Consider the following 10,810-nt stretch of genomic DNA (forward strand, 5'->3'; position numbering starts at 1 on the left):
GTGGTTGTTTGCGGAGGGTTGCGCACCGAGCTCAAAGCCGGTGATGAACTGATCCACCTGTTGCGCACCGCCGCCGAACTGGGCGTCAGCCTCGCCGGCCTGTGGAATGGTGCATGGTTTCTTGGCCGCGCCGGTGTGTTGCAGGACTACCGCTGCGCCATCCACCCGGAACATCGTCCGGCGCTGGCGGAAGTTGCCAAGGCCGCCCAGGTCACCAGCGAACCCTATGTGATTGACCGAGACCGGCTCACGGCGTCGAGCCCATCGGGGGCCTTCCACATGGCGCTCGATTGGATCAAGGGCCTGCATGGCAAAGCGTTGGTTGAGGGTATCGAGGACATCCTGTCTTTCGAGGAGTCCCGCTACCGGCGCATCAAACCCACAGAAAACGTCTGCGTCAGCGCGCCGCTGCGCGAAGTGGTCAAACTGATGGACGCCAACCTCGAAGAACCGTTGGAACTGGACCAACTGGCTGTCTACGCCGGCCGCTCCCGGCGCCAGTTGGAGCGGCTGTTCAAGGAGCAACTGGGTACCACGCCGCAACGCTATTACATGGAGCTGCGCGTCACCGAGGCGCGGCGTTTGTTGCAGCACACCGAGTTGTCGCAAGTGGACGTGCTGGTGGCCTGCGGGTTTGTTTCGCCGAGCCATTTCAGTAAGTGCTATAGCGCGTATTTCGGCTACAGACCGTCGAAGGAAAAAAGACTAGTCAAGTAGCACGGGTGCAGTTTAACGACCAAAGCCGAGTTGCCAGGTACGCCTGTGCGGGGGCCGAAGGCGAAGTTGCCAGTACCAGCAGGTTCAACGTTTGCCCGATCAGATCCAAGCTGCCACACAGGGTCGACACCGCACCGTCCTGGGGATTTATGACGGTCAAGCTCACGGATTGAAACGCGAGGTGACTTGTTGGCGCAGTGATATCGGTAAAACCGCAGACCTCGCTGACGGCGCCACCCAACATCAAGTGCCCCTTAACCATTCCAAATCGATGCTGGCTGTCAGCTTCAACATGCAATGTCAGGCATGTCTCATCGCTGGCGACCCAGCGACCGCTCAACGGGTTTTCGACCGGTATCGACGCGAAAGGAACGCAGGCCTTGGCGCCGGCTGGCTGTGCCATGCGACGATAGACCAGCTTGTCGACGTAGTTTCCTCGCCGCGCCAGGTCCGGAAAGTCAGTGGACGCGATCAGTAGATGCGAGAGTGTCAGCACATCGCCTTGGTCGGTGCTACTCAACTGCCCGCTCAATCCTGAGACCCAGTGCCAACTTGGATCACGCGTTTGTTCGTCAACGTCATGCCACTCAATGGCCAACGCTAGCGGTGGGTTCAGCGCATGAGTGGCGCCTGGCCCTGAAGAGAACCCAATCACGTCGTATCGCCCGCTTGAGCCTGTTGACGATTGGTAAGTGCCGCGCACGCGTTGTCCCGACAGCTCCAGGGTCATAACGGAGCCATAGTCGTTCTGCCACGTGCCAGCGACCGAGGCGCCGTGTGTGGGCGTGAGCCTTTCATTGAGTACGGCTCGTGTGCCGGGTACGAAGCGCTTCGATGAAGACCGCGTGATGATCTGCGGACCATCGGCGCGATTGAACAGCCAGACGCCGACCGGGGCCAGGGAATACAGCGTGTTGGAGCATCTCACCACGCGGTATTCATACACCGTGTAGCAGTGCTCCATCACCACCGACCCCACCAGCACCAGATCGCGAAGCCCCAGTGGATTGAACTGAGGCAGTATTTGGCCTTTTTGCGGGCCTTCCTCGATGAGGCAGTTGTAGAGGTCGGCGCCCAGCGTGATTTCTGCGTCAGCGAAGCCCAATACAATCTCGGGTTGATCGCCCAAGGCAATGCGCGCCAGGGTCTGGCGCATCAGCGTGTCGTCGCCCTTGAAGCGCGAAGAACCCGAGTCGATAGCGAACTTGATATCGCACGCCAGTTGCTCCGTGCCTACGGCATACGTTTTCAAGTCGGCTGACCACAGGTATTCCACCCCGGGCAGGGCGGTGTAAGCCGACCAGGGCAAAAACACGCGTGGGCCTTGGGTTTTTAACGGGTCGACGGCGCCCATTTGGCAGCTGCCGGTGCGCTCCTGACGATTCCAGTCGAAGGCGACAAAGGGGTAAGCGGGGTCCAGTTGCCCCTCACGCATCAACGTTTGCAGCACAAACGAACTGCGACCTTCCACATACGCGCTGCTGCAAGGCAGGCCGAGCGCGCCGTCCCAGTCGAGCTGCTTGAATTGCTCACCTTCATAGGCGGTGGCCAACAACAGTTGCGTGCGCAAGTCAGTGCCTGCCGGCGTCGTCAGCACGTCGCTGGCCGACTCGACCTGCATCGTGCCCCATGGCCCGAAGCTGTAAGGCCTGCGCAGGCAATCGGTAAAGCTGAAGGTGCTGGACGCTCTAACGTCAAAACGGCCATCGGCGAAATGCACGCATTGATCGGCCAGGCACAGCGTCGACGTGATCCAGTTGATATTGGTGCCTGAATCGAGGCAGAACTTCAGCGGTTGCGGCGGCGTGCCGAGGTTGATCGTGGAGTACCACGGTGATGCGCCGTTGTTCTGAAAAGGCCCGCGTTGCATGGGGAAAACCAGATTGCTTGGCGAGGGTGGGTGTGCCATGGGAACTCCGTTTCCAGGTGAAAGGGGGCTCCCGGCTCATGCCGGGAGCGGTGCACGTATTCAATCCGGGTTCGCGGCTGTCGGCTGCCGGTAGCGTGCGCCTGAGCGAGTCGGATTCGACGGTGAAACAAGCGGGTTTCAACGCAATACCTCGCCTTCCGTTTCGGGGATGAAGGCGGCGAGGACCACCGTGACCAGCAGAAATACGTTGATGAGGGTGGCGGTCAAGTTGAACGAGGAGCCATAGGCGATCAGCGCGCCGATCAGCGATGGCGCCAACACGTTCGCGACGCGCTGGGCAAAGATGGCCCACCCGTAGCCCACGGTGCGCAGGGCGGTAGGGTACAGTTCGCCGATCCAGGTGCCCCATACGCCCCAGGCGCCAAGGCTGAAAAAAGCCAGGGCAAAGTTGCTCAGGTAGAGCATCTCCAGGCTCTGGGCATTGGCAAAGCTGTAACCGGCGAGCGCCGAGGCACCAATGAAACCCACAATGACTTTTTTACGCCCCAGGCGGCCGGTCAAATACGCCGCCGCCATGTACCCCGGAATCATGCACAACGCCGACAGCGCAATAAAGCCGTAGCTTTGCGGCAGGCTCAGGCCGCGTTGCTGCAGCAAGGTCGGCAGCCAGGTTTGCAAGCCCCAATACCCCCACGAAAAGGTGAAGTTGACGGCGATTTGCAACAGGCTGACCTTGAGCAGGGCGCCGCTGAACAGGTCGCGCTGGCGACCTGCTGTCGTCCGATCAACCTGCAGCTCGCACGCCTGGGGAATCAGTAACGTGCCACGGCTCAATGTATAAATTGTCGCTTTGGCGTCTTCCTGACGCCCCACAGACGCCAGCCAGTAAGGCGACTCAGGCACCCAGCGCGCCACGGCAATCGCCCATAACCCGCCGAGTGAACTCAATACGATAATGGCGCGCCAACCGTATGGCAGCAGCCACACCGTGGCGCCCAACGCCAGCAACATGCCGATCGGCCAGCCCGACGCGAGATACACCGTCAACGCGCCGCGATGGCGAACCGGCAGCAGCTCCTGGAAATGCGCGAAGGTCACCACGATCATGCCCACCGCCGCGACCCCGGACAGCAGGCGCAAGGCGTAAAGGCTTGAGTAATCGGGTGCAAACGCGCTGCCAAGGGATATCAGGCCGTAACCGCCAAGGCTCCAGATAATTGCGTGTTTGCGGCCGATGCGATCGGCCACTTTGCCCCAGGCCATCGCTCCCAGCAGCATGCCGATGAACATCGCGCCGATCAGGTGGCCGATGGCGAGGGCATCCAGGGAAAAATCGGCAGCAATCAACGGCGCGGTGTAGACGATGATCATCATCTCCCAGGCTTCGATGGCAAACACACAGAACAACACCAGGCAGCAGCGCAGATGGGTGCGCGTCAACGGCACGTCTCTGAACACATCACCCACGTTGCGATTGAGCGCCGCAGGGGTTTGTAGCGTTGGGGGCGTATCAGACATGGTGGCTATCCTTTTGTGGGATCAGGCTTTGACACGATTGCCGATGGGGGCGGGGCCCTGGAACAAGCCGAAGCGTTCTATTTCGGCTTCCGGCGGCGGTTCACAACTGCCCACTCGACTCGGTCGCCAGCCAAACCTGCGCTTCATGCCGGCCATGGCTTCAGCGACTTTGAAGGCCGCCACCACCGGGTCGATTACCGGTACGCCGATCTCCCTTTGCACTTCCTCGAAAAAGCCGAACTCAAGGGTGCAGCCCAGAATGATGGCCTCGGCGCCGTCCTCTTCGACCGCGCGCCGGGCTTGCTCGATGATCTTGCGACGGGTCAGCGCGTGGTCTTGCTGGAACTCATTCACGCCCATGCCGAGCGCGCGCATGGAAGCCAACCTATCGCCGGCACCGTAGCTGCGCACCAAGCCGCGCATCTGCTCGATCCATTTGGTGCGACCGACAATGATCGAGAAACGATTGGCCAGGTGCGCGGCCACCTGCAGGCTCGCCTGGCAGGGCCCGACGACCAGGGTTTTACCGGAGATTTCGCGGGCATCCGCTAATGCCGGGTCGTAAAAGCAGCCCAGCACCAACGCATCCACGCCCGAGCGCGCGCAATCACGGGCGATGTGCACGGTGCGTTCATAGGTGAGGGCCTCGTAGGCACGGTATTCCAGATGGGTGGGGCTTGGCGTCAGATCGAACGACACCACTTCAACCTCGGTGCAAGGCTGTTTGATGCTGTGCAGCAGTTCGGCGATCGGGGCGTCGAACGTTGGGCAACCAATCGGGTTGAGCCAACGCACGATCACTGGCATGTCATGGGGTTCGAGCGTGCGGGTGGTGCTGTCCATAGGGTATTCCTCATAGATGATGTGAGTGGCGCTAGAAGAACTTCACCAGCGCCATGGTCAAGCTATTGGAATGGGGCAGGTTGTCGCTGTGGTAGTAATCGACGTTCAGGTTGCTCGACAGATACAACCCCTGTTTGCTGAAACCCGTGTAGGTCATCGCCGGGCCAATCTTGCCTTGACGCGACGCCTTGAAATCCGAGGCCATGCGATTGTTGATGTGGTAGGCGTGATGCACACCGAGCCACAGGTCATCGGTTACCAGATAACCGGCAGCAATGTTGGCCAGCCAAAAGCTGACCCCGCCTTGCAGCCGTGTGGGGTCGCCGTCGCCAAGGTCGGTCGTGTGACGGTTGCGCGCCGCGTAATGAATGCCGGCCGGGGTGAACGTGGCGGCGAAGCGCCCTACGCGCAGGTAGTTGGCGACGCTGAAGCTGGCACCGTAGCGGTTGCCAAACGCGCCATAACCGGTGCCTTCATCGTTGCCATTGGGAAACTCCAGCGCGAGCGTGGGGTTGACCCAGAACGTGGTGAAGTCATCCGAACCGTACTCGCTGGTGGGCTGCACCACGTTTTAGTAATAGGCCAGGCCGACGTTGGGCGAGGCGACCCCCCAGGAGCCATTGCTGCGCGTGTTACGGGTGCCGGTGTATCCCATGTCTGCACCGACCCAGAACTGCAACTGATCGCGCTGCGTGCCGGTAAAGCCGGTTTCGGAGAAATACGCCAGGACCGTATTGCTGCCCGCTCGCACGTCGCCAGTGCTCGTGCGGTTGAACACGGGGAATGATTCCAGCGCCCACTTTCCGGGAGTGCCGGGCTGGGCGAAGCCGATGAACTGATCGCCTTGGGCCGTGGGCGTGAAGCCCAGAATCGAGGCAAGCGCGGGCGCTACCCATAAACGCGATGAGTGCTGCAGTTTCATGGTGGTGCTCTCTTTTTTGTTGTTGTTCTTGTAAGCCGAGCGTCAGGGCGCGCGTTGCGCCTCGGGGCTAAGGAGTCAAGCCGTAAACCGCGTGGGCTGTTGCAGCGTCGATATATCCGTTTTTCAGGTCTTGGCGAACGGCCTGCGGGTCGCGCCGGTCGGCAGGCCCATACCCGCCGCCTGCGCCGGTGCGTACCCTGACCAGGTCGCCGGCATTCAAGGCAACACCGCTGGCCATGCTGTAGCGTTCGCGTTGACCGTCCTTGCGGATGACTTCGACACCGTTGGCCGTGCCTTCGCCGCCTTGCTCCAGGCCCCAGGGCGGGATGACCGAGCGCGTGTAGCCACAGGTCATGAAGCTCGCATCGGCGCGAATCCGGTAGTCGATGCACACGCCGCGCCCGCCACGAAACTGGCCATGCCCACCGGGCTCATCGTTCAGTTCCATGCGCTCTACATACAGCCCGTAACGGGCCTCACAGACTTCGACGGGGCAGTTGTAGGTTTCGCCATGCAACCCGCAATAGACGGCGTTGTTGCCATCGCGCCCGGGTTCGGCGCCCCAGCCGCCGATTTCCGGCTCTACCAGCGTGAACGCGCGACCGGTGTCCGGGTGCACGCCGCCAATGATCGTGGCGCACACTGAGGCGAAATTACCTGCGGGCAAGCGCTCGGGAAACCGCTGGGCCAGGCAGCAGAGGATCAAGTCATGCACCCGAATCAGGTTTTCGAAATAAAAGCCCTCGGCGGCTGGCGGCAGTGCGTCGAACAATGAACCTGGGCGGGTGAGCACCCGCAGCGGGCGAAACGTACCGCCATTGGTGATGCCTTGCGGCGCCGTCAAGGCCTTGAACGCCATTTGCGCCGCGACCACCGCGCCGTCGCGGCTGAGGTTGGTTGGCCCTTGGCACTGGTCGGGGTTGTCGCGCAGGTCGATCAGCAGTTCGTGAGCGCGGATATCAATGCGCACCTTGAACAGGCTGCCATCATCTTGCAGTTCCTCAAGGTTCAGCTGCCCGGCTGGCAAGGCGGCCAATGCCTTGAGCGAGACTTTTTCGCCCAGGTCCATGAAGTCTTTCATGGCCAGCAAAAACAGCGCGGTGCCATATTTTCCTGTGAGTTCGCGCAAGCGCACGGCGCCCCCGCGAACGGCAGCGACACCGGCCCACAGATCGCCTTCCATGAAGTCCGGCATACGCGTGTTGGCACGCAAAATCTGTAAGACCGAACGGATCGGCTGGCCTTTGCTGATCAACTTCACCGATGCCAGGCGCAGCCCTTCCTGGAAAATATCCGTGGCCTCTGTAGACAATGAACCCGGCACCCGACCGCCGACGTCGCTCCAGTGCGCAATGTTGGCGGTCCAGGCAACCAGATGGCCGTCGGCGAACACCGGCATGGCCAGGACCACGTCGTTGAGGTGAGTCACCGCACCATCGTGGGGGTCGTTACTGATAAAGACATCGCCGTCCTCAATGTCCTGCGCTAACGGATGCTGCTGGCGTATTTTCTTTACCGCTTTGTCCAGCACGCCGACAAAGGCAGGGATGCCTGCGCCGGAGCTGGCGATCTCGCCTTGGGCGTCGGTAATGCCGGTGCCCATGTCCAGCACTTCGTAAATCACCGGGCTCATGGCGGCCTTGCGCATCGCGGTGAACATTTCGTCGGCAATGGCCTGCAGGGAATTTTGGATGATGTCGCGGGTGAAGATATCGAGGGTGCTCATAGCAATACTCCGTCAGCCGTTGATCAGGATGTGCAGGTTGCCCAGGCGGTCGACCTGCACATGGTTGCCGGGGTGTACGACCACGGTCGTACCGGCGTCCTCGACAATGGCCGGGCCGTAAAAGGTCATCATGGGTTCGAGCAAGGCATAGTCGTACAGACTTGCCTCATGGATGCCCTCCTGGGCATAGTCGACGCGTCGTCGACCCTTGCAGGCCTCACTCACCAAGCGGCCGGTCACGGGCAACGCCTGGGGCGCCAACTTACCGATCTGGGCGATGGCCACCAGATGAAAGCCGATGACTTCCACCGGGGCCTGCAGGTTATAGGTGTAGTGCTGTTCGTAGAGGCTGTGGAAGCGTTGTTCGACCACCGCCCAACCCGCGTCGATGCGTTCGTGCGGGCCGAGTAGCACTTCGACTGAATGCTCCTGGTTCTGGTAACGCAGCTTGCAATGCACTTGAACCTCAACGTGCTGAGGCGCGATGGCTTGCGCAACGAATTGTTCGCGGGCGGCGCCCGTCAGCTCGTCCAAAAACCGTTGAGCCTGCTCCAGTTGAGCGGGGGAGGTGGTCTCCACAAAACGGTTGATAAACAGGTCGCGTCGCAAGTCCGAGAGGGTCATGCCCCAGGCCGAGAATACCGAGGCACTGCGCGGCACGATGACCTTTTGCACACCCAATTCCTGGGCGAGCGCAACGGCATGCAGGGCGCCGCCCCCACCGAAGGCCATCAAGGTCAGTTCTCGAGGGTCATGCCCGCGACTCAACGACACCAGCTTCAGCGCGTTGACCATATTGTCGTTGGCCAAACGCACCACGCCGCGTGCAATTTCATCCGCTGGCAGTTGCAGGCGCTGACCCAGGCCGTTCAAACCCTGTAAAACAGCTTGCATGTCCGCCGTCACGTTGCCGCCGCAAAAGTACTCCGGGTTAATGCGCCCAAGCATCAGGTTGGCATCGGTGGTGGTAATGTGCGTGCCGCCGTTGCCATAGGCGGCAGGTCCCGGTACGGCACCGGCAGAATGGGGGCCGACATGCAGTTTGTCGAAGTCATCAACCCAGGCGACCGAGCCGCCACCGTTGCCGATTTCCACCAGATCGACCACGGGCACCATGATCGGGTAACCCGCATTAATCCGGTCCCGCTCAATCCAGTAGTCCGTCTTGATCGAAACCTGGCCGTTGCGAATCAGTGCGCATTTAGCCGTGGTCCCGCCAATGTCGAGGCCCAACACGTTCGGCTCGTCAATCAGGCGTCCCAGTTCGGCAGCGGCCCAAAAACCACTGGCCGGGCCGGACTCGACCATGGTGATCGGGGTTTCCCGCGCATGCTCGACACTGTCGATGCCGCAGTTCGATTGCATGATGTACAACGGCGCCTTGTAGCCACCGTCGCGCAAACCGGTGGCCAAGTCGTCGAGGTAGCGTGCGGCGATGGGCTGCACATAGGCTGACAGCACCGTCGTGCTGGAGCGCTCGTACTCACGCCATTCGCGGGTGATCTGGTGCGAGGCCACCACTGAGACGTGCGGCCAGAGCCTGCGCACTTCATTCAACACGGCCTGTTCATGGGCGGGGTTGGCGTAGGCATGCAGCAAGCAGATCGCAATGGCCTGCACGTTGTCGGCGCGAAACGCTTCGATGATCGGCGCGACTTGCGCAAGGTCCAGGGCTTGGCGCTCCTGGCCGTTGGCATGCAGGCGTCCGGTTATTTCACGACGTAGATAGCGCGGGACAAACGCGGCGGGTTTTACCCATTTCAGGTTGAAATAATCCGGGCGATTCGCGCGGGCGATCTCCAGCACATCGCGAAAGCCCTGGGTGGTAATCAAGCCGGTTTTCACGCCTCGGCGTTCTGTCAGGGCGTTGATGACCACGGTGGTGCCATGGGCCAGGAAGTCTACGCGAGCCAAATCCACCTCGGCTTTGCGGATGACATTCAGCACGCCCTGAGCAAAGTTCGGTGGGGTGGTGTCGACTTTGGCGAAGCGAATGGTCTGCTCGCCGGTGGCCGGATCGTTTTCGAAATACACCAAGTCGGTAAAGGTTCCGCCGACGTCGGTGGCCACGCGCACTGTTTTCCCGTCCATACCCACAGGGCATCTCCTGCTGTATTGATGTGGTGTTGGAGCCAGTGGAGCACCTCTGGCTGGTGTTGAGGGATGCTAGGGCGCGCTGCTTGGTGGCGGCTACGAGCAGGGCGGGTAGGTGCGGGTCATCCGGGCATCCGGACTACCCGCCTGGGTAGGTTGGTGGGTCAGTGAGGCGCGTCGAGCACGCCCACACGGATCGCTGCGGCCATTGCGGCGGTGCGGCTGTCGACACAGAGCTTGGTAAACACATGCTTGAGATGGAATTTCACGGTGTTCTCAGAAATATCCATCGCCTGGGCGATGGCTTTGTTCGATTGGCCCTCGGCGAGCAACGTCAGGATCTGTGTCTCTTTGGCACTGAAGGATGTGCGCGAACGCACCGGGTGAGCGCGCCACCCGCGCAGGCGGGTGATGATCGCGTGCTGGCTGCGCGAGGTAATGGCGCACGCCTCCAGTGCAGCCAGGATACAAGGGCCTGCTTCCAATAAAAGGCCGGGTAATACCTGTTCCGGAATCGACGTCAGGAGTGTGTTTTGCAGTGGCGCATGGCCTTTTCCGTGAGCGGCCAGGGCCAGCAGTTGCACGCGCCAGGCGGGCAACGGCAACCCGCGGCCTTGCAGGGATTTGGCTGCCCGTTGCAGGCGATTGAGTGCTTCATTGGATGCTCCCGTGGCGAACTGCAGCCTGGCCAGGGCCAACGTTGCGGCCTCATAGTTGCGCCAGTCATTCGGGTTATTCGCAGTGCTTTCCAGGTTAATCGCCAGTGCTTGCTGACGCGCTTGGGTCAAGGCACCTCCTTGCACCAGAAGGTCGACTCGCCACGCATTGACCAAGCCTGTCAGCCGCTGCCAGTTGCGCACTGCGGCGAGTTCGCCCACCTGTGCAAGCTCGAGTAACGCAGGCTGCAGGCCAAGATTGCGCAGCGCAGTGCGCCATGTCACTTCGGCCGTGACGGCAGCGATATCCAACCAACCGTCGGTATCGATGAGCGAAGCCCAGCCGTCGCGACACCAAGGGGTTGCTTCGGCCCAGGCACTTTTCCAATACAGGTGCTGCGCCTTGAGGCAGCCACCCAGCGCCTTTGCCTACCTCTCTGCACCGAATTGGCTTTCGGCCCCCG

General features: G+C 61.2%; 9 protein-coding genes. 1 reads left to right on the top strand and 8 read right to left on the bottom strand.

The window, feature by feature from the left end; genetic code table 11:
• Nucleotides 1-717 (top strand): GlxA family transcriptional regulator (locus E0F99_RS26065; RefSeq protein ID WP_130909007.1); only part of this gene is annotated, 717 nt, incomplete at its 5' end.
• Here E0F99_RS26065 and E0F99_RS26070 read toward each other — a convergent pair.
• The 8 genes from E0F99_RS26070 to E0F99_RS26100 all read right to left on the bottom strand — a co-directional run bounded on the left by E0F99_RS26070 (nucleotide 710) and on the right by E0F99_RS26100 (nucleotide 10,658).
• Nucleotides 710-2,626, bottom strand: coding sequence for an avidin/streptavidin family protein (locus E0F99_RS26070; protein WP_083358525.1), 1,917 nt, complete (start codon nucleotides 2,624-2,626; stop codon nucleotides 710-712). The two genes, E0F99_RS26065 and E0F99_RS26070, sit on opposite strands and share 8 nt — an antisense overlap.
• Nucleotides 2,627-2,764: 138 nt before the next feature.
• Nucleotides 2,765-4,105 (bottom strand): MFS transporter, encoded by a 1,341-nt coding sequence (locus E0F99_RS26075; protein ID WP_083358524.1) that lies wholly within the window; start codon nucleotides 4,103-4,105, stop codon nucleotides 2,765-2,767.
• Between the two features lie 21 nt (nucleotides 4,106-4,126).
• Complete coding sequence (locus E0F99_RS26080; protein WP_083358523.1) at nucleotides 4,127-4,948, bottom strand: aspartate/glutamate racemase family protein; 822 nt, start codon at nucleotides 4,946-4,948, stop codon at nucleotides 4,127-4,129.
• A gap of 31 nt (nucleotides 4,949-4,979) precedes the next feature.
• A complete protein-coding gene (locus E0F99_RS30665) occupies nucleotides 4,980-5,516 on the bottom strand; it encodes a hypothetical protein (protein WP_232000068.1) in 537 nt (178 codons plus the stop codon).
• Nucleotides 5,517-5,519: 3 nt separating this feature from the next.
• Nucleotides 5,520-5,870, bottom strand: a complete 351-nt coding sequence (locus E0F99_RS30670; RefSeq protein WP_232000067.1) for a hypothetical protein — start codon at nucleotides 5,868-5,870, stop codon at nucleotides 5,520-5,522.
• A gap of 67 nt (nucleotides 5,871-5,937) precedes the next feature.
• Nucleotides 5,938-7,596: a hydantoinase B/oxoprolinase family protein gene (locus tag E0F99_RS26090; RefSeq protein ID WP_083358522.1), complete on the bottom strand. Its 1,659-nt coding sequence runs from the start codon at nucleotides 7,594-7,596 to the stop codon at nucleotides 5,938-5,940.
• A gap of 12 nt (nucleotides 7,597-7,608) precedes the next feature.
• Nucleotides 7,609-9,687, bottom strand: coding sequence for a hydantoinase/oxoprolinase family protein (locus E0F99_RS26095; RefSeq protein WP_083358521.1), 2,079 nt, complete (start codon nucleotides 9,685-9,687; stop codon nucleotides 7,609-7,611).
• Between the two features lie 167 nt (nucleotides 9,688-9,854).
• Nucleotides 9,855-10,658, bottom strand: coding sequence for a helix-turn-helix transcriptional regulator (locus tag E0F99_RS26100; RefSeq protein ID WP_242626935.1), 804 nt, complete (start codon nucleotides 10,656-10,658; stop codon nucleotides 9,855-9,857).
• Between the last annotated feature and the right edge of the window lie 152 nt (nucleotides 10,659-10,810).

It is taken from the genome of Pseudomonas antarctica (assembly GCF_900624995.1).
GTDB lineage: Bacteria > Pseudomonadota > Gammaproteobacteria > Pseudomonadales > Pseudomonadaceae > Aquipseudomonas > Aquipseudomonas antarctica.